Annotated in this window: 17 protein-coding genes and 1 pseudogene; 6 read left to right on the plus strand and 12 right to left on the minus strand. The window is 39.6% G+C overall.

What is annotated here, in order from left to right:
- Positions 1–26: 26 nt before the first annotated feature.
- Both tyrS and JCM1039_RS04265 read right to left on the minus strand, forming a co-directional pair.
- Positions 27–1,289, minus strand: a complete 1,263-nt coding sequence (tyrS, locus tag JCM1039_RS04260) for a tyrosine--tRNA ligase (RefSeq protein WP_025014787.1) — start codon at positions 1,287–1,289, stop codon at positions 27–29.
- A 253-nt stretch (positions 1,290–1,542) separates the two neighbouring features.
- Positions 1,543–2,937: a fibronectin type III domain-containing protein gene (locus JCM1039_RS04265; RefSeq protein ID WP_025014788.1), complete on the minus strand. Its 1,395-nt coding sequence runs from the start codon at positions 2,935–2,937 to the stop codon at positions 1,543–1,545.
- Positions 2,938–3,094: 157 nt separating this feature from the next.
- On the opposite strand from JCM1039_RS04265, the gene JCM1039_RS12370 reads away from it, so the two are divergent.
- Positions 3,095–3,241, plus strand: coding sequence for a hypothetical protein (locus JCM1039_RS12370; RefSeq protein WP_167330318.1), 147 nt, complete (start codon positions 3,095–3,097; stop codon positions 3,239–3,241).
- Positions 3,242–3,308: 67 nt separating this feature from the next.
- On the opposite strand, the pseudogene JCM1039_RS10625 reads toward JCM1039_RS12370, so the two are convergent.
- The 6 genes and pseudogenes from JCM1039_RS10625 to JCM1039_RS04300 all read right to left on the minus strand — a co-directional run bounded on the left by JCM1039_RS10625 (position 3,309) and on the right by JCM1039_RS04300 (position 10,308).
- A pseudogene (locus JCM1039_RS10625) lies at positions 3,309–6,298 on the minus strand (sulfatase-like hydrolase/transferase).
- A 41-nt stretch (positions 6,299–6,339) separates the two neighbouring features.
- Positions 6,340–6,957, minus strand: coding sequence for a glycerol-3-phosphate acyltransferase (locus JCM1039_RS04280; protein ID WP_025014789.1), 618 nt, complete (start codon positions 6,955–6,957; stop codon positions 6,340–6,342).
- Positions 6,957–8,075: an LCP family glycopolymer transferase gene (locus JCM1039_RS04285; protein WP_025014790.1), complete on the minus strand. Its 1,119-nt coding sequence runs from the start codon at positions 8,073–8,075 to the stop codon at positions 6,957–6,959. The genes JCM1039_RS04280 and JCM1039_RS04285 overlap by 1 nt, the downstream gene beginning before the upstream one ends.
- A 101-nt stretch (positions 8,076–8,176) precedes the next feature.
- Positions 8,177–8,737, minus strand: a complete 561-nt coding sequence (locus tag JCM1039_RS04290; RefSeq protein ID WP_025014791.1) for an aldose epimerase family protein — start codon at positions 8,735–8,737, stop codon at positions 8,177–8,179.
- A 63-nt stretch (positions 8,738–8,800) separates the two neighbouring features.
- On the minus strand, positions 8,801–9,403 hold the full coding sequence (gene pcp / locus JCM1039_RS04295; RefSeq protein ID WP_025014792.1) for a pyroglutamyl-peptidase I: 603 nt from the start codon (positions 9,401–9,403) through the stop codon (positions 8,801–8,803).
- A 212-nt stretch (positions 9,404–9,615) separates the two neighbouring features.
- Entirely contained in the window at positions 9,616–10,308 is a 693-nt protein-coding gene (locus JCM1039_RS04300) for a 2,3-diphosphoglycerate-dependent phosphoglycerate mutase (protein WP_025014793.1), read from the minus strand.
- Positions 10,309–10,476: 168 nt separating this feature from the next.
- On the opposite strand from JCM1039_RS04300, the gene JCM1039_RS04305 reads away from it, so the two are divergent.
- The 3 genes from JCM1039_RS04305 (at position 10,477) to JCM1039_RS04315 (ending at position 13,106) form a co-directional block, all read left to right on the plus strand.
- Positions 10,477–11,241, plus strand: coding sequence for a DUF6612 family protein (locus tag JCM1039_RS04305; protein ID WP_025014794.1), 765 nt, complete (start codon positions 10,477–10,479; stop codon positions 11,239–11,241).
- 73 nt (positions 11,242–11,314) lie between these two features.
- Positions 11,315–12,130, plus strand: a complete 816-nt coding sequence (locus JCM1039_RS04310; RefSeq protein ID WP_025014795.1) for a hypothetical protein — start codon at positions 11,315–11,317, stop codon at positions 12,128–12,130.
- Between the two features lie 10 nt (positions 12,131–12,140).
- A complete protein-coding gene (locus JCM1039_RS04315) occupies positions 12,141–13,106 on the plus strand; it encodes a Gfo/Idh/MocA family protein (RefSeq protein ID WP_025014796.1) in 966 nt (321 codons plus the stop codon).
- A 71-nt stretch (positions 13,107–13,177) separates the two neighbouring features.
- Here the strand turns inward: JCM1039_RS04315 and JCM1039_RS04320 are convergent, their stop codons facing one another.
- The 4 genes from JCM1039_RS04320 to JCM1039_RS04335 all read right to left on the minus strand — a co-directional run bounded on the left by JCM1039_RS04320 (position 13,178) and on the right by JCM1039_RS04335 (position 18,850).
- On the minus strand, positions 13,178–14,401 hold the full coding sequence (locus JCM1039_RS04320) for an ATP-binding protein (protein ID WP_025014797.1): 1,224 nt from the start codon (positions 14,399–14,401) through the stop codon (positions 13,178–13,180).
- 167 nt (positions 14,402–14,568) lie between these two features.
- On the minus strand, positions 14,569–16,407 hold the full coding sequence (locus JCM1039_RS04325) for a monovalent cation:proton antiporter family protein (RefSeq protein ID WP_025014798.1): 1,839 nt from the start codon (positions 16,405–16,407) through the stop codon (positions 14,569–14,571).
- An 89-nt stretch (positions 16,408–16,496) separates the two neighbouring features.
- Positions 16,497–17,606, minus strand: a complete 1,110-nt coding sequence (locus tag JCM1039_RS04330; RefSeq protein ID WP_025014799.1) for an SLAP domain-containing protein — start codon at positions 17,604–17,606, stop codon at positions 16,497–16,499.
- Between the two features lie 14 nt (positions 17,607–17,620).
- On the minus strand, positions 17,621–18,850 hold the full coding sequence (locus JCM1039_RS04335) for a glucosaminidase domain-containing protein (protein WP_025014800.1): 1,230 nt from the start codon (positions 18,848–18,850) through the stop codon (positions 17,621–17,623).
- Between the two features lie 451 nt (positions 18,851–19,301).
- On the opposite strand from JCM1039_RS04335, the gene JCM1039_RS11675 reads away from it, so the two are divergent.
- The gene (locus JCM1039_RS11675) at positions 19,302–19,673 is read left to right on the plus strand and encodes an Rpn family recombination-promoting nuclease/putative transposase (RefSeq protein WP_162253165.1); all 372 of its coding nucleotides are present in this window, start codon (positions 19,302–19,304) and stop codon (positions 19,671–19,673) included.
- On the plus strand, positions 19,649–19,951 hold the full coding sequence (locus JCM1039_RS10635) for a hypothetical protein (protein WP_155831113.1): 303 nt from the start codon (positions 19,649–19,651) through the stop codon (positions 19,949–19,951). The genes JCM1039_RS11675 and JCM1039_RS10635 overlap by 25 nt, the downstream gene beginning before the upstream one ends.
- The last annotated feature ends 177 nt before the right edge of the window (positions 19,952–20,128 follow it).

Below are 20,128 nucleotides of genomic sequence, written 5' to 3' on the forward strand. Positions count from 1 at the left end.
ATTTTATTTTAAAAATATATCTTTAATTACTTAATAGTTACCAAAGTGTACTTTCTCTTACCCTTACGGATAATTACGTACTTACCATCAAATGCGCTTGATGGATCAACGTCAAAGTCTACGCTTTGTTCACGATCACCGTTAACGTAGATGGCACCGTTCTTAATATCTTCACGAGCTTGACGCTTTGAAGGTTCGATCTTGGTATCAACTAAAAAGTCAACCAAGTTCTTCTTTTCGCTACCTGCTTCAGCACTTGGAGCATTCTTCAAACCTTGTTCAATTTGAGTTACTGACAAGTTCTTGATATCGCCTGAGAATAAAGCGTCAGTAATCATTTGAGCTTCCTTCAAGCCATCTTCACCATGAACGAACTTAGTAACTTCTTCAGCAAGCTTCTTTTGAGCTGCACGCTTCCAAGGTTCCTTTTCAGTCTTTTCAGCCAAGTCTTCGATTTCTTCACGGCTAAGGAAAGTGAAGTACTTAAGGTACTTAACAACATCACGGTCGTCTTGGTTAATCCAGAATTGGTAGAATTCGTAAGGACTAGTCTTCTTAGGATCAAGCCATACAGCACCACCAGCTGATTTACCAAACTTAGTACCGTCAGCCTTAAGCATCAAAGGAATAGTCAAACCAAATGCTGGACGATCTGGACCTTCAAGCTTGTGGATCAAGTCTATACCAGCAGTGATGTTACCCCATTGGTCACTACCACCGATTTGTAATTGAACGCCATCGTCCTTGTTCAAGTGGTAGAAGTCGATAGCTTGCAAAATTTGGTAAGTAAATTCAGTAAATGAAATACCATTTTCAAGACGGCTAGCAACAACGTCCTTGTTGATCATGTTGTTAACTTGGAAGTACTTACCGTAGTCACGCAAGAAGTCGATCAAGTTAAGCTTGCTAAGCCATTCTGCGTTGTTTCTGATTTCGAAGTTTTCAGTACCAAACAACTTCTTCATTTGATTAGTTAAGCTTTCTTCGTTGTGCTTAACTTGTTCTGCAGTTTGAAGAACACGTTCAGTCTTACGGCCTGATGGGTCACCGATTGCACCAGTACCACCACCGATTAAGATTACTGGGTGGTAACCTGCCATTTGGAATCTCTTCAAAATCATGAATGGGATAAGGTGACCGATGTGAAGTGAGTCACCAGTTGGGTCAGTACCACAGTAAAGAGCCAAATTATCATGTTCAGCTAAGTACTTCTTTAAACCTTCTTCGTCAGTTTCTTGGTTAATGGCGCCGCGCCACTTCAAGTCTTCTAAAATATCAAATTTTGCCATGTTTTTCCTCCAATAAAAAACGTCCCTCAAGAATAAATCTCAAGGGACGACTAATTATCATCTTTAGCCGTGGTACCACCACGTTCATGCCAAATTGGCATCTCATAATGGTTGATAAAGAAACCACCCTATCAGTATTTCGTCAAAATCGACCTGTCTAGCTCACACCTACCGCTAGTTCTCTGAACGCTGAATCGATTTGCTACTTATCGTTAAGTATGATCTTAACTAGAAAAACTATTTTAGTCAACTACTATTTCAAGAAAACTTCTTTTACAGCTGACCATGGACCTTCTTGCTTTCCGTTTAAAGCTTGCAACTTCACTTCGTAAGTTCTATTTCTAGTAATACCTGTAACGGCATTAGAAGCTTGGTCAGTAACTTCGTAGTACCACTTGCTTGTACCCTTTTGACGATATGCAGCACGGTAACTTTGAGCGGAATCAATCTTGTTCCAAGCAACGTGGATATTATGGTAAGTATTGTCTGCTTGAGCAGTTGTTAAATTAACCGCACCTGGTGTTGCATCAGAAGGAGCATAGTAAGTGTGCTCTACAATCTTAGTCCAAGCGCCAAAGTAATTGTTAGTTTCTGGGTTACCGTAACGAATATATTTTGGATTACTTACGCCACGAGCAGCAAATTCGTAAGTTTGACCATTAACCAATTTATTACCCATTCTTACTGGAATTTCATGGCCATTCACTTCTAAATTGCGTGTAGTTGGAGCTGTGCTTACTTCTGTAGTATTGCTGCTAGAAGAAAATGCAGCTCTCTTTGAACCCTTTTCACGCCATGCAAGTTCATAAGTCTTGGCATGAAGTGCATCCCTCAACGTAGCAACTACGCCATCTTTAGTATCCTTCAAAGATTCAATCTCAGTATCAGCTGGCACTATACGTGTATCAGTAACTGCAGTCAATTGGAAATTATAAAGACCACGTGTACTTACGCTAAAGTAATAAGTACCTTTAGCTAAATACCAACTTTGGCTAGCAGTCTTATTGCCGTTAACTTTAAATTGCTCTGGATAAAGAATAGTACCATCCCCAACAGGATTATTATCATTAAACATAACTACATCCATCTTGCTGAAGATATTGCCTTTTCCAGATTGATAAATTGGATTGTTAGTCATCTTCATTGTGACCATTTGAGGTGAATCAATCGTAAAGCGATAGTAATCGATATTATCGTAATTGTACATCTCACCCATGGCTTTAATCTTTTGACCAACTTCGATCTTTCTAGCATTTTGACCACTATTGTCATTATTCTTTTGAGTTTCAACGTAAGTTTCTAAACTCTTGCGAACCTTGGTCAAACGAGTGAAAGTAGTCTTCACATTAGCATTCTTTGAACTAGTCAAGTAGTATGTGCCCTTACGCAAGTAATATGTGTTTTTGTTTTTACCATAAGGAATACATGTCCATTCCATACTATTCTTCAAAGTAACATCGCCGTTAGTAATCAAACGACCAGCTACCGGCAAGCGCAACTTGTAGACCCTGCCCTTAGCTACATAGTTACGCTGATTAATACTAAAACTAGTTGTATTCTTAGGATTATATGTACCAGCTTGAACAGTTGTAGAAGTAAGTCCAAGCATTGCAGCACTAGCAAGTGCCATCGTCATAAATCTCTTCATGTTATTCACCTATATTAAAATTAGTTTTTTCTTTTTGAACTTATGTCTATTTTATCATTTACTTAAATAGCGTAAAACGATATAGCATTTTCGCTATTTCATAGACTCTCAGTTAGTATAATATTTATAAACAAAGCATTCGAAAGAAGGATTAGCTATGACAACTGATTCAAAAAATCTCAAAATCGATGAAGAAAGTAAAAAGACAATGCTTAAAGAGCTTGCTATCATAAATGGTTCAATTCCTGATGATGATAACAAGATAGATAATCTAGACGGTTACTTTAAAAACTTAGGAGTTTAATATATTTCTAGACAGAAAAAATCCCACTTTAGTGAATAATCACTTTAGTGGGATTTTCTTATTTACTTTAATTGTTCATCTTGTAGAAGCCTTTAGCCTTCAAACCATAAGCTTGACCAGCGGTCATATCATATTGAACCATTTCGTAATCGTTCAATATAGCTTGTTGTTCTGAAGTCAACTTCTTAGGATCTACAAAGTGACCCTTTTGGTCAACCAATTGGAAGCCCTTGTCACCATTGAAGTTAATGGTAATTGCAGGAAGCTTCTCGTGAACTTCAGTCAAAAGTGCTTGGTAAGGAGTTACTTTAGTGTTAGTTTGTTCAAGCATCATAGCAGTGAAGTCACTAGTGTTGACGAAGTTAGTGTTGTGAGTCAACTTGTTCTTAGCACCGTGTTGTCTTGCGTACTTGTTTGAGTAAATGAAGTAGCGAGTTGAGTGCATTTGAACAGGATATCTGCCAGTGTAGTTTTGTGACAAGATACTTGGGTAGTGGTCACCGTAGAAGACAATGGTAATTGGCTTCTTGATCTTATCAATTTGACCAATAAACTTCTTAACTGCCTTGTCGGTGTATTGCGTACCCTTGATGTAAGTTGCCATTTGCTCACGAACAGCGGCAGTGTTGAAGAGTTCACCAGATACCTTACCCATGTATTCGTTGTTTGGATACCAGTTGTTGTAAGGCATGTGGTTTTGAATTGAGATCAAGTTAATAAATTGACCGCCCTTCATGCTGTTGATTTGTCTCAAACCGTTAGCATAAGTAGTGAAGTCAGAGTTGTAAGTACTCTTACCAAGTTTCTTTTGATCAATGATCTTGTATTTAGAACCAAGGTAAACGAACTTGTTAAACTTAAATCTCTTGTAGTCTTCTACTCTTGAGTAGTAAGTACCAATGAATGGGTGGACAGCTGACTTGTAGTTGAAGTCCATACCAATGGTTGGGTAGAAGTCATAGTTTGGTACAACTTGAACGTATGGAGTCAAGGTTGACTTGAACATACCCATGTTAAATCCGGTCAAAGTTTCCCATTCCATGTTGGCAGTACCACCACCGTAACCGGCACTAAGCATGCTACCGTATGTGGCACGTTTCTTCATTGATTGGATAAACTTAACTGGGTTTGGAGCCTTTGGATCAATCTTGATAGTTGGGAAAGTATATGGATCAACGAAGCTTTCACTCAAGTTGTAGACAATAGTTTGATCCTTTAAAGTATTCTTTCTTGTCTTGTTAATTTCGTCAGCAAGTTTGCTGTACTTTTGGTCCAAATGATTAATTGTAGCTTGTGAATAGTTGGCCGGCTTGTTCATGATTTGCAAGTCGAAGTAGTTCAAGAAGTTCAATAATGGACCGTTAATTTGAATATCACGTTCAGGGTTTCTGAATGATTGCTTGTTGTCGAAACCACGGTTAATGTGGTAGATCATACCGCCATCGTGGTTGAAGCGCATCGGAGTCATGAATAAGAGCAAGCTGAGCAATGCCCAAATACCACGACGTTTCCATGAGCCCTTTTTCTTAATTGGAAACTTGATTTCAAGGAAGACACATAATGCAATGATGATGATCAAAGCAACAGCAACCATAATTACTGTCTTTTCACCGACCATTGGAAGTAAAGTCTTCCAGTTTACGATTTCATCAATTTCAGTTGGGTAAATTGGTTCACCACGAAGGTTCAACTTAATCTTGTTGGCGATAGCCAACCAATAGTGATTACGCTGACTAAAACTGTTGAAGTCCAGTAACGTGTAGTAATGAAGTAGAAAATCGCAAACATTGCATCGAGGAAGATAGCCGTCAAAATGATGGCGAAGAATCTAGTCCCGAGCAAGAAGATAACTGCGTTGATATCAGTAGCAGTCGTAATTTGAATACGTAAATTGTCTGATTCGATCAAGAATGAGGCAAAACTCAAGATGTAGAACCAACCCCAAGTAAGAAGTCTTACTCTGTTTTCTACAACCCAAGCAGTGAACTTACCCCAAAGATCTTCGACGATTTGCGCAAGATTATCATGTTTATTAAAGAATGTAATTGCGTTTTTAACTGGCTTTATCTTGAACAGGTATTTTTCATACAAGTAGCTCAAAACAAAGGCAACAAGCGTCATGATGACAATCATCAAGAACTTGTTAAATCCGGCACTGCCAGTAAAGCAGAATGATCTTACGAACCCACCAATGACTGGTGCATCCATAAAGATGACTACCGGAATAAAGAAGTGCATTTCTTTAGCAGAGAAGCTAACGATTACTTTTCTGAAAATCAGAAATGCGGCAAGAACCATTAAGAATAGAAATGGTGATGTAACGTTGCTTAAGAATCTTGGATTCCAAGAATAAACACCACTACGACCAGATAAACGTTGGTACCAGTAAACACCGTTAAAACCGGGAACACCGATAAACATTACGAAGAATGATACGATGCCGGCACCGATCGTCCAGCCGAAGACCTTCTTAGGAATCTTAACGTTGGCTAAAAACATACCCCATGCGAAGTACAAGATTAGGTATATCCCATAGATGGAGTAGTTGAAAATCATTGTACCTGCGTTAGTCGCAAAGCCAACCAAAGTCAATGCACTAAGCAAAAGCAGGTTTTGCTTAACGGTAATGCGGTGTTGCAGTTCGTAGATATAAGGCTGAGCCAGCATACTGAAGATCAGTCCGGCAAGCAGTACTGACGTACTAGTCAATACTGGGAAAAATACGCCCCACAACTTCCACATGTTAAAGCTGCCTGGCCGCTTAATAAAGTTAGCCAAGTACAGCAATACTAGTGTGACAACTGCCATAATCCAGAATCTGATGGCCTCAGTTGGATGGACCTTCTTCTTGCTGTAGACAGCCCCAAAGACCATTGGCACCAGCACCATTGTGCTTCGACCAAGCAGCCCTGGAATGAATCTCATTAAAGTGCTGAGTGGCAATCTACCAAACAGCTTTCCCCATGAGAACATTTGCACTAGCATGAAAAATGCTGCCACAATTATACAAATAATTTGGACAACATTTAGTGATTTTTTATTCTTAATCTCACTCATTTTCTTAGTCTATGTCCTTACTAAAAATTCTTTTTTGCCAATTACTTGCTCTTGATCCCAAGCTTCTTCTTAATCGAGTACAAGATATCGACCTTCTTGCCGTGACCGGTAAAGAAATCAACGATATCCTTCCAGAACTTGAAGACCATGATCAAAGTAATCACCATGAAGATGATTCCTGCCTCTTGGTTTTGCAAAAATTCATAAACACCGAATAAAAGCATAAACACTAAAGGCGGAATCGTCAAATTTTGCATGATTGCTGTCAGCACGAGTGCCACCAGCAAGGTCGCAAAACCAGCCTTCCAATCATAAAATACTGTGATCTGAGCTGCAACCGCAACTCCCTTGCCACCTTGGAAATGATTCCAGAACGGAAAACAATGTCCTAAAATCAAACCTAAACCGCAAAAGGCAATGTTGATATGAGCTGGAAAAGCAAAGTAAACAATAAATAAGGCAATTAAGCTTTTAAGCAAATCACCGAGACATGTTAGAATGCCCCATTTTTTACCAAAAACAGCACCCATGTTGGCCGTTCCTGGATTATGTGAACCATATTGGGTAGGATTTATTTTCAAAAAGATCTTTCCGACAATCATCGCTGTCAGGAAATTACCAAAGAGATAACCGATCAGCGTCGCATAAATAGGCGTCATCAATTATCATCATCTCCTGTTGTAGTCGTATTTTCTGTGTAGTCATAAATATGATAGTCTTGCGTCTTGCCGCTCTTGAAATCAAAGCCATTAGCAATATTGCGCTCATTTTGGTAAGTTTCGTTGTTATCAACGATTGCTCTTTCAAGGCCTAGTTCTGAGCGAACCTTATTAGAAATCCGCTGCAATTCACTGGTTGGTTGAACCTGATATGCAGCATCATCGATCATCGCATTATAACCATGCAGATAGTCACTAGAAGAGGTCTTAGCACAGCCACGATAATTCGTCGCAATCTGTTGCAAAGCGCTGAATGGCAAGTTAGTACGAACGTTGCTTGAAACTGACGTTAAGATTGAATCCAAATTCGAGAGCGAGCTGACAGAAATAGCCTTTTTAATCAAAGTCGTAATAACTTGACGCTGTCTTTCTTGTCGGCCGTAGTCGCCTCGTGGGTCGTCATAACGCATTCTTGAGTAGGCCAGTGCACCTGCACCACCCATGTGCGTTAACTTGCCCTTCTTAAAGATATAGCCGCCATATTCAAAACTGAGTGTTGGTCGAATGTTAATGCCGCCAACATAACGAATCATCTTCATGATTCCGCCCATGTTAACTACGGCATAATATTTAATCGGCACGTTAATCAATTTTGAAATACTGTCCATCGACATCTTGGCTCCACCGAATTCATAGGCCGCATTGATCTTTTCGGTCTTAAAACCGTCCTTATAACCAATCATCTGCGCCATCGTATCACGCGGAATAGATACCAAGGTGTAATGCTTCTTTGTAGGGTTAACTACAGCTAAAATCATGGTATCGGTTCTGCCCCGCTTTTCCGTTCTATCTAAGGCACCGGTATCAGTACCCATGAGCAAAACAGCGAAGCGTTTCTTTCCATTAAATTCACCTGTAGTTTTCACTGCAGTATGCGGATCGTAGGTCTTATCAACTGCGTTCTTCGTCTTAAAGTAAACCGAAGTAAAGTACGCAATTGCTACACCAATCGCAGCCAATACAACTAATCCAAGAATCCACGGCCAAATGCGGTGTTTTCTATATTTATGATTTTGCACTCGCGTGCTTTTTGGATGATATTGTCTTTTTTTCTCCATAAGTCATACCTATATGTAAATTCACATTTAGTGTATTATAACAAAAAAAGCAAATCATCGCTGACCTGCTTCCTATATCTTATTAAAATCGTTACTTATTTTTATTTCAAAGTCAAGGTTAAAGCAAAAGTCTTACTGCTTTCTGCTTCAAGCTTAATCTTATCTATAAATGCGGCAACATGATCTTCTTCTACATTTAACTTAAAATCAGTTGAAGCAACATCAATTCCGTATTTTCCATTATTTAAACTAATCTTATTAATGCCCTCTTCGGTCGGCCAATTATTTGGTAGAACAAAGCCTAGTGAAAATGGCATTTCTTTATGTGAAGAATTCTTTAGAAAAAAGCGTATCTCGACTTGGTTACCTTCCAAGACATATGTGGTCATTACTTCAAAGTGATACGGGAAACTCTTGTAGCTTTCCGGTGTATCAATTAGAGTCAAACTCACTCGAGTATCGCCTTTATCAACGACAGTCCAAGGCATTTTGCTGGCCCAGTCATTATCATGATTGATCACTGGAAAAGCAATTGCCGTACCCTCTTTAGTCCCGTCTTCGCCGAGATAGTCGTAATTATCAGTTACTGATATTAAGTGGGCCATTTTGGCCCCGTTCTCATCGACAGAGACTTGAAAGAGAGAATCATCAATTGTTTGCATATTTTTCTCCCAACTTTAATTCCAAAGACAAAAATAGCACTTGAAAGGGGTCACTGTCAATTTTTAGTCAGCTACTGCCACTTTAATGGAAGCGGTTAAACCTTTCACCATGTCGTCTAAATTCATGGAAGGACGGCGTCCATTTTTAGCTTGACTAGGCAAAAATGGAATGTGAACGAAGCCGGCTTTTAACTTAGGGAAATCGTGCACACGCATATATTGCACCTCGTAGAAAAGGTGGTTGCAAACGTAAGTCCCAGCTGAGTTTGAGACTTCGGCAGGGATACCTGCTTTTCTCATTGCAGTGACCATCTTTTTAATTGGCAATTGAGTGAAATAGCCATCAGCACCATCAGATTCAATCTTGCCTTCTTTAGGACCTTTGCCTGAATTATCAGGAGTTGATCCTGCTTGAAAATTAATTGCGATTCGCTCTGGTGTAATTGCAGCTCGGCCGCCAGCTTGGCCAACATTGATCACCATGTCTGGCTTTTCCGCAATAATTTTTTCTTTAACAACTTTTGTGCTTTGATAAAAAATTGTTGGTACTTCTAGCTTAACTATTTGGTTGCCATCAATTTCATCTGGCAGTCTCTTTACAGCTTCAATGGCTGGATTAATTTTTTCACCACCAAAAGGATCGAATCCAGTTACTAAGATCTTCATGTTTTTGCCCCCTTTCTTAGAAAAAAATGGCAGTTTTTCTTTATTTATAATATAATATACTTGTTTCAAAAAATATGAAATAGAATAATATATTAAAATTTTTGGAACAAGTTGATGAAAATGGGCATCCCTTCCGGGGATGTCTTTTTTTACCCTAAAAAAAAGAACTCCGAAAATTCGAAGTCCTTTTTGTGTGAATAACCACTATTTAATTAGTCGTCCAACTTTTCCTTGTTAACAACATCAAGGTTTTCGTCGAATGTGTAAACTACTGGTTCACCAGTCTTCATTTCGAGGTTCATGATGTCATCGTCAGAAATGTTTTCGATGTACTTAGTCAAAGCACGAAGTGAGTTACCGTGAGCTGCGATAATTACGTTCTTGCCGTCAAGTAAGTCTGGAGCAATGTGATCTTCCCAGAATGGCATTACACGGTCAAGACATACGTGTAAGTTTTCTGCCTTAGGAACGATGTGTGGGTCCAAGTTTGCGTAACGACGGTCGTGAGCTTGGCTGTACTTGTTGTCGTCATCAATTGCTGGTGGCAAAACATCGTATGAACGACGCCAAATGTGAACTTGTTCGTCGCCGTACTTTTCAGCAGTAGCCTTCTTGTTCAAACCTTGAAGAGCACCGTAGTGACGTTCGTTAAGTCTCCAGGTCTTAGTTTCTGGAATCCAAAGTTGGCCACTTTCTTCAAGTGCGTAGTGCAAAGTCTTGATAGCACGAGTTAATAATGAAGTGTAAGCTTGGTCAAATTCAAGACCGTGTTCCTTGATTAAACGACCAGCCTTCTTAGCTTCTTCAACACCTTTTTCTGAAAGGTTAACGTCAACCCAACCAGTAAATTGGTTTGAAAGGTTCCATTCACTTTGACCGTGACGGATTAAAACTAATTTTGACATGAAATATCTCCTTTTAAAATTCAATGTTTCAACCATATTTTACACATTTCGCAGTTTTTTTCATAGAGAAATGACAAAAAAACATTAATTTTTAGACATTGTTTCAAATACTTGCCCTTTTGTGCTAACTTAGAACAGAAATATTAATCAAAAAAGAAGTGCGGAATTATGGTATTCAAAAATAAAAAATTCATCATCGGCCTGATTGGCATTTTTGTTCTGCTTTTAGCGGGCTGTTCAACCAATAAAACTACTACTAAAAAAGAAAATACTTTGCAAAGTGCAAAGACGATTTTAACTAAGGCGCAAAAGACTAAATTCGATTCTATGCATGCTACTTGGGACGAAACTGAAAATGGCGCAACGATCCAAAAAGCTGAAGTCCAATACGTTAATGATCCAACGGTCATCTACGCTAATGTGGCAGCGGCTTCCAACCACTATAAGATGTGGATCGAAGGCAAAACCAGCTACATCCAAATGAAAGGCACTAGTTCTAACCACTGGTTTAAGACAAAACTTGGTAAAAGCAATTCATATACTGTATTAACAGATAGCTTAAACAACATGCTTGATCCATTCGTTGCTACCAGCAAGAGTTTTAAAGTTAAACCCAATGGCAACGATTATGCCCTCTCTTATAAAGGAAACAATAAGAAAATTTGGAATGCCATCGTCTCCGATTCTGCGATCACGGTTTTGATCGGCATCGATTTAGACAACGTGAAACCAATCAACAACGAAATTTTGATCGACGTTGATAACAGCTACCACATCACTGATGTGAAGGTGGTTTCTACCTATAAAGATGAAGGCACAAATAGAACCTTTACCATGAATGCTGATCAAATCGACCAAATTAAGCATCTGGAAGTTCCAGCCAATGTTAAAAAAGGTGCAGTCGATTTAGGAAAAATGAGCAAAAGCAACTAATACTAAGTCCGAATCCAAGTTGATTCGGGCTTTTTTAGTTATAATAAAGGTATGGAATAATAGGAGAAAAATTATGAATTCAAAACTTAAAAAAACATTTATTGGCATTTCACTTGCCGCCCTCTTCTTACTAGGCGGCTGCAGTCAGCAGAAAAAGGCCAATCCCAATCCTGTTTTAACTAAGAGTCAGGTCGTACAAAAAGCGAAGAAGAGCTTTAGAAGTGGTCAGGTCATTCAATCGGTCACATTGGGCACTGACACTTCCAGCCAAGTGGCTCTGGCTAACACTACCTTTGGTGGTGAATCAACTGTCTACCATATTACTAACCAAACAACCAGCAAGGGTAAATCCAGTTCTAGTGAAGAATGGATCAACTTGAACAATGTCTACATAAATGGTCGTGATACCTGGTACAAGGCTGATCTAGAAAAATTGACGGGCCACTCATATGCGGACTTAACTGACGCAATTATGAATAACCGCTTGATCCATAACCCAAGCGATACTTTGGTTAAGGCGTACAAGATGAAGCGGAATAAGAAGGAAAAGACTTACACTTTGACTGCTAATATCAAAGACAAGGACTTAATGGAAAAAGCTGCTTCACCTATTTTCAACACTGTGGCTCAAAGTTCAAACCAAGCTAAGGTCTTTAAGCAAATTCAAAAGTACGGCAAGTACAAGAAGATGACTGTAAAAACTGTCGTTAGAGACAACAAATTGGCTGGCTTCAACGTTTTCGTGAACATGAAGCTGGGCAAGATGATGACGGTTAAGGTTGGTCAAAGTTACGGTAACTTTGGCAGCCACGACTTCTTAAAAGTACCAACTTCCGCAACTAATGCTAAGTCATTGCCAACAACTGATAATAATAGTAAGAAAAAGTAGAGGTTAAATTATGAAATTAGGAATTATCGGAAGTGGAATGATCGTCCACGATTTTTTGAAGACTGCAGATAAGATTAACAATCTTGAACTTGTAGCAATTTCATCGACTGTTCGCAGTAAAGATATTGCTCAGGAATTAGCTAAGCAATATGGCATTAAGAAAACTTACACCGACAACAAAAAATTGATGGAAGATCCTGATGTCGATACGGTTTATGTTGCTGTGCCAAACTTCTTGCACTATAACATTGCCAAAGAGGCACTAGAACACGGCAAAAATGTCATCTGCGAAAAGCCATTTGTTGAGAGTACGGTTCAAGCCAAGGAATTGAAGCAACTTGCCGATGAAAAAGATTTGATCATCCTTGAAGCAATCACCAATCTTTACTTGGAGAACTTCAAGCAAATTCAAAAAGAGCTCAAGAATATTGCCCCAATTCATATTATCAACATGAACTATACGCAATACTCAAGCCGTTATGATGCTTTCCTTGAAGGTAAGATTGCACCAGTCTTTGATCCAAATAAAGATGGTGGTGCCTTGATGGATTTGAACATCTATAACATTCACCTTGTAGCGGCCTTGTTCGGCTTGCCTGATAAGGTTCAATATTACGCAAACATGCAAAAAGGTGTTGATACATCAGGCATCTTGCACTTGTCCTACCCTGACAAGCAAGCATCCCTCACCGCATCAAAGGATAGTTACGTAACGCCACGTTCATTCATTGAAGGTGAAAAAGGCAGCATCTATATCGATGGTTCAACTGGCGAACTTAACAACTTTACAGTACAAATGCGAGGCAAAGAACCTAAGCGTTACAACTTGAATAAATACGACCACCGTATGACGAGCGAGTTTAATGCGTTTAGTGAGATCATCGATAATCATGATATGGTGAACGCTGATGAAGCATTTGTAAATACGCTTGAGTCAATGCAAATTTTGACCGCTGCAAGAAATTCTGAGGAATAAAAAATTAAACTAAAAAAGATTGGTTATCTTCGCTACAAAAGCGTTGATAATCAATCTTTTATTTTTGCTCTCTAATCTCTTTCCAAAAGCCAATCCAAAATATTCATCTTCTGAATACCATCATAATTAACATCCTTATTCAAAGTATCCATCGTCAATAAATACTTCGGATAAGAATCATGGATTTGTTTCAACGGACGTAACTCTCTTTCCAGCACTTTTTCGTCTAATGTAGTCAAAGCAACTTGGAAATATCTTGCTTCATTTTTGACATTCAATGCCACAAAATCAACTTCCAAATCATTGCTTCGACCGACATAAACATGCGGATATCTGCTCTTCAATTCCAAAAAGACAATGTTCTCGATGATGTGACCATAATCTTGTTGGTGATCTGGTAAAAGCAAACGCCGCAAGCCCAAATCAACAGCATAATATTTACTGTTAGCACGTAAAATCGAACGGCCGTGAATATCATATGGCTTAGCTTCGTACATTAGCAAGCTGTTCAGAATGCCTTCCACATATCGGTCAATCGTCTTATTGTCTGCTGGCAGCTTAGCACTTTTCAAGGTATTAGCAATATTGCTAATTGAAATTGCACTACCAATATCACTAAACAAAGTACGGATTACTCTCTCCAAAACAGGGACATCCCTCACCTTAAGTCTGGTAACAATGTCGGTTAAAACAATTGTCGAATAGATTCCCTGCAGATATTCCATTCTTTCTTGTTCATCTTGGACAAACAATGTATAAGGAAATGAGCTCTTCAAATACTCATTGAACATATCTGTATCGTTAGTGAATAAATCGTTCTGCTTGTGCCATTCCACAAATTCCTTGAAAGATAGTGGCAACATATTTATTTGCACATAGCGACCCGTCAGCAATGTCGCAATTTCACCACTTAAGAAATAAGCGTTAGAGCCTGTGATGTATAAATCCACGTTGTCTTTAATGAACAATGAGTCAACTACTTTTTCGAAATCAGTAACGTGCTGAATTTCATCCAAAAAAATGTAGGTCATCTTGCCATCATCAAGACGATTGGTTAAATATTTATATAAAGCATGAGGATCACGCAAAGGTTCATTAGCCATATCTTCAAAATTAATGGTAATTATTTGCTCAGGTGCTACACCACTAGCTCGAAGATATTCTCGAAATAGTAAAAATAAAGTTGATTTACCTGATCTTCTTACACCAGAAACGACCTTAATAATGTGTTTACCTTGGTGTCTCTTCAAAAAATCGAGGTATTCAGTTCTAGCAACGTATCGTTTTTCTACCATATTATTCACTTCCCTTGCTTTAATTTTATCATCATTTGGAATATACTCCAAAAAAACCTGATTTTTGCCCTTTATTTGGAACATATTCCAAATAAATGCCACTTTTGCCTCTCATTTGGAATACATTCCAAACAAAAAAGCCATCCAAATGGATGACTTCCCTAAAATTATTCATGACTACTCAACAAATTCCGTACCTGATCAGCATCCTTGAATTCACCAGAGAAGACCAAAACATCCCCCGGCTCAATCACAGTCCAGCCGTGCGGAGCCAGCCACTGATCTCCACGCCAAATTCGACTGACCGTAATCTTGTCGATAAAGTCCAAATCGGCCAAAGGACGCCCAGTGTACCGCGTGTTCGTAACCTTAACTGAGTAAAGCACATTCTTCGTATCAGTAATAATCCGGTAAACAGTTGGTGATTCAATCAACGCACGCATCAAGGCAGAACGAATATTGGTAAAGTTGAAAATCTCGATATCTCTTTGGTTAAATTCATCAACAATATCACTATCAACCTGACTAAGTCGTGCAATAACCCGCTCTACTCCGATCTCTCTAGCATCCCTTGCCAAGTCGGCATTATTCTCATCCGTGTGACTGGCAGCCACAAAGATATCACAATCATATGCGCCGGCCTTCTCCAAGGTCTCCTTATTCAAATCAGGCAACAAGGTAATATTATCAACGCGGCTATCGTAAGTTTCATAACTGACCTTGTTAGCAGTATAAATCTTGACTGAGTACCAATTATCGTGCAAGTCGTGGGCAACCGGCACCGTGAAGGCATTGGCCCCAATAAAGGTAACGGTCTTCTTGATTCTGTCTTCCGGTGACAAAACGAAGCTTGAGTTAAAGACAATCGGACTCAAAATACATACAATAACTGCAGCCAAAATAAAGGCATCAGATTGCGTTGAAGTAATGGCGTGCAATCTTCTCGCAACTTGCAAGGTTGGCAAAACAATCGTAATTGTCGTTGCAGTTAAGAAGCCGCCGGCAAAAGCATTGCGCTTTTCAAAGAATCTCATGTAGGTTAAAACAACCGGCAACTTAGCGAGCAATAAGAAGATAACCAAGACTGGCAAAAGCATTAAGGCTGAGGGATGGGTCAAGAATGAACGCAAATTCAATCTTACCCCTGTCATAATGAAGAAAATAGGAATAAAGAAACCATAACCAATTGAAGTCAGCTTATCCTTAGTTGCTTCACTTGGTTCAAGCAGCTTCATGACCATACCTGCCAAGAAAGCACCCAAGATGTTCTCGGCACCAACAGTTTCGGCAACGGTAACCAAAGCAAAAATCAAGAAAAATGCCAAACGAATATCCAATTGTGTCGTTGCCTTAGTTACCTTGGCAAACCACAAATATGGTTGCTTAAATCTACGCAAAAGAAAAATTGCGGCCAAAAACAGCAAGATAATCAACCATAATTGTTCTGCATTACCACCGTTGATTGATGCATAAATGGTAAGCAAAAGCAGTGGAATAACTTCACCAAGAACAGCCGTCAACAGGATCGTCTGGCCAATTGGCCGACCCAAAATGTCCTTTTCCTTCAAGGTGGCAATCACCACGCCGAGAGCAACGGTCATCAAGATAATCGCAGCCAGCATAACTTCGCTGAACAAACCGATCCATTTCAAAACAAAGGCCAAGGCCACAGCCATGACGACGATTCCACTAAAGGCAATCACGGCTGTCTTCAGCGGATCCACCATTTTTCCGGCTTGTGATCTCCCCTTCGGATTATTCTTTCTTTGCAATAAATCGAAGTCGATTTCCATCCCTGATAAAAACATCAGTAAGGTCACGCCCAGATTAGACAAAAAAGTCAGATCGTGCGTCGAAAAAATCAGGTTGAAACCGCTCGATCCCATGATAATCCCCACGATAATTTCGGCTATCGCGGTTGGGACATTGCTAATTTGAAAACGAGCCATAAATATTGGAATAATTAATGCCAATAATACGACTAAGAATAGCGATAATTGTGCCATATCTCTCACCTTTTCTCATTCAATCAACATGCATTATACAAAAAATATGCCTCATTCCCATCGTTTTAGGAATAAGACATATTTTTCTCTTAATTTACGTCACTTGCTAAAACATATTGTGTAGCATTAAGTGCATAGTACTTTTGACCTTTAATTGTAAGTTTGCTGCCGTAGACTAATACTCGACTGCCCTTATTGACCTTGTTTTGCTTCTCGATCTCACCGGTGCGAGTACGTAAGTAAGTATCCTTATTTACGGTCTTAGGCGTTGCGTCAATGTTAGAAGCAACTACGTATTGGTCTTTGCCAATCTGGTAGTACTTCTTGCCATTGATCATCTTGTAGCCCATGACCACAACCGGACTGCCGGCGTACTTGAGCTTCTTGGTGTTATTGCCCTTAGCATCATAGATGTAAGCATCGTGACCTAAAGTTACAGCACCTTGAACAACTGGGATTTCTTCCTTAGTCTTGTTTGGATCCTTATCCTTGTTCTTCAAGTTAGATTGAGATTGAGTATTCTTCTTTTGCAAGTCGTAGTAATACTTAATCAATGAATAAAATTGATCCATGCTGTAGCCCCATTTTTCAAAATAGCCATCGGGGTCAACGTGGTCAGTGCCACCAAGGAAGTCGCTGACGGCGTGGTGCGACCAAATCGTACCTTGACCATCATCGCAGGCATTGTCCGGCTTCAAATCGTAACGGTGTAAAAGCTTAGCAATGTAGATCGCATCATTATTAATTGACTTAATAAATGCATCCCTACTATCTTCTTCACACAATTCAACTTGAATAAATCGGTTGTTCGCCTGCTGACCTGCACCCCAGGTACCCATGTCGGGTGAGCGCATCTGAATTACTTGCTTACTGTCGACGAAAGCATGAACATAGGCCTGGATGTTCTGCCATTCACGGTTGAAGTAAATTGCTTCATCGTGGGCAGTAGCACCAAGGTCATCGGTTTCGTGAACGACAATTCCCTCTGGTTTACCATTTTGGTATTCAACGCCAGGGAATTTGTTGTACTTGATACCCTCAAGTTTGAGCACCTTGTATAAATAAGTAACACCGCTGTACTTATATTTCTTAGCTTCAGTGTTAATCGATGCCGCTTGAGTTTCTTCATTATTAAAACTAAAGGCACCAATAAAACTGATTGCCGCAATAAATGCGATCGTTAATTTCTTTAGCTTCACTAAACCATCCTTTATTACATGAAGTTAGATTTCTTGATGTATTGACGGATACCAATTCTGTAGTACTTGGCACCGTTAATAGTTACGGCGCTACCGTAGGTAGCAACTTGTTCGTTCTTCTTGCGCTTCAAGCTGTTATCACGGTTGCCGTATTGGTTGTAAACGTAAGAATTACGCTTCAAGAACTTAAGAGTACCGTCGATGTTGCCGGCTGCGATGTATTCATTTTCGCCAATACGGTAGTAGCTCTTGCCTTTGATGGTCTTGGTGCCATAGGTATTGATTAACTTAGCGCCTTCTTCGTCGCTCACCTTGAACATCTTGCCAGCGAGCTTCTTGCCGTTCTTGTCATAAACGTAGGCATTGTGCATCAAGTTCTTTTGGATCTTGGTTGCACCCTTTGGAGCTTGAGTGATTGGTTCACTGCTACTGCTCTTCTTGCCCTTGCCAAGAGCACTGCCGTTGATCCAGCCCTTGCCGTCGATATACATTCTGGATGAGCCATCATTATAGGTAATGGTCTTGGTTACAATAACCTTTTCGCCTTGCTTAACTGAGCCGACTGGACTAGCAACTGAGTGGTCGGTTGGCCAGTTGTAGACTGAGCCGCCCTTTTCGACGGTGTAAACCTTAGCAGTCTTAGTGACAACTGGATCATACTTGCTCAAATTGTGAGCGGTGATTCTTGAGTTAAGAGCTGCATCATACTTGGAATCAGTTGCGTAAGTACCAGTTAAAGCCTTGGTAGCTTGAGCATAGTTGTCGGCATTTTCGATCCAGGCACCCTTGTAGCGAAGTGGTTGCCAGGACACACCTTCACGCAACTTTTGTCCGTTGTCTTCGAATGATTCTTCCAATGTATTGTATTTTCTAAATTTAGCGGTGACGTAATAACTCTTGCCGTTCTTATCTTCTTCACGCGTCTTAGAAGTATAAGTGGCACCAGTCCAACTATCATCAGCCTTCATGCCAAAAAGATTGTTCGCATTAACTGCTAAACCTGATTGACCCCAGCCAGATTCAACGATAGCTTGAGCGATCATGACTGATGGATAAGTACCGTACTTCTTAGCAGCTCTTACTGCTTGCTTTGCGGCCTTGTTTAAAAAATCTGCTTGTTCATCGGTGGTTGCTGCGGAAACTTTTTGGCTGTGAACGATATTAATAGCATTGTTTACAACTGGCGTAGCTACTGAAGTCAACATAACTGCGCTAGCAATGCTGGTCAAAAGTCTCTTCTTCATAAGTTGGTTCCTCCTATTATTAACAGTTCTATTGTATCTAGCAAGTTATTTTAAAACAAGGGATTCGGCTGATTTGTATGATAAAAGTAATATTTCAATTATGTTATTTTAATAGGAATAAAACATGCATATTTGCACCTTAATTTTGAGGACGATGTTATTGTTGGAAACAATATCTTCCATATTGTATAAATCTCAAATTCGTCAGAAAAAAATCGCCTTTTTTGCGTAATAAATAGTGAGAGCTCTCATAATATTATTTTTTTAGAAAGAAGGATATAATTAAAGATAAACAAAATAGTAAAAGTTGGACCGAGCGACAGAAGTATTACCAAAGACATCGTGTTTGGCCACGTAATGAAAAACAAGGAGAATTGTCTGGAATTATTACAGTCAATTCTGCCACAATTGAACCTTACATCAGTTGAAGATGTTACAGCTCAACAAGTGATTGGATGAAGGGTTAAAAGAAAAAAGTGTCAGACTCGACATTATGGCCAAAGATAACGAAGGTCGACTTTTCGATATCGAAATGCAAGTTGCACGTCAGGAATACATTGGCAAGCGTCTTCGCCATTATCAAGCAGAGATGGATAAATTCTCTTTAGATCGTGGATTAAATTACGATCAAATTGCAGACACTTACATTATCTTCCTGTGTCCTTACGATCCGTTTTATCGTACCCGCACTCGTTACGAATTCAGTGCACGTGAAGATCATGATCCTAGTATCAAGTTAGAAACTGGTGCACATTGGATTTTCTTAAATTCAAAAAAGACAAGGATGTCAATAAAGGATTGCAACAATTTCTGGACTTCATGAACGGAGAAATTGATATCTCAAGTACTTTCATCGCTCGACTCAACAAAGAGATTGATCGCTACGTAGGTAGTAGTGAATGGAGGGATGACAAAATGAAACTCCAAACGATGCTTCGAGATACTGAACGAGAAAGAGCTATAGAGGATCTTACAAAATCTGCTAATAGAATGCGACAATTAGGCGCTAATGAAGCTAACATCTTCAAAATGCTTAAAGAAGACTACCATGGTCAACTTTCCGATGAAGAAATCCGCAAATATATGAACGAAACCAAGTAGTCTCATCTCCTACACCAAAGCTGGGCACAAACGTGCTCGGCTTTTTTGATGCCTTCTTTGCTGTGCTCTATTCACAGCTAGCGAAAAGCCGCGGCGGAAAGAACCCACCCAACCTCCCCTTAGCATATAAGAGGAAAGATCACTCCCACACCTACTCTAGTATCACGTACTCAATAT

This window comes from Lactobacillus kitasatonis DSM 16761 = JCM 1039 (assembly GCF_000615285.1).
Classification (GTDB): domain Bacteria; phylum Bacillota; class Bacilli; order Lactobacillales; family Lactobacillaceae; genus Lactobacillus; species Lactobacillus kitasatonis.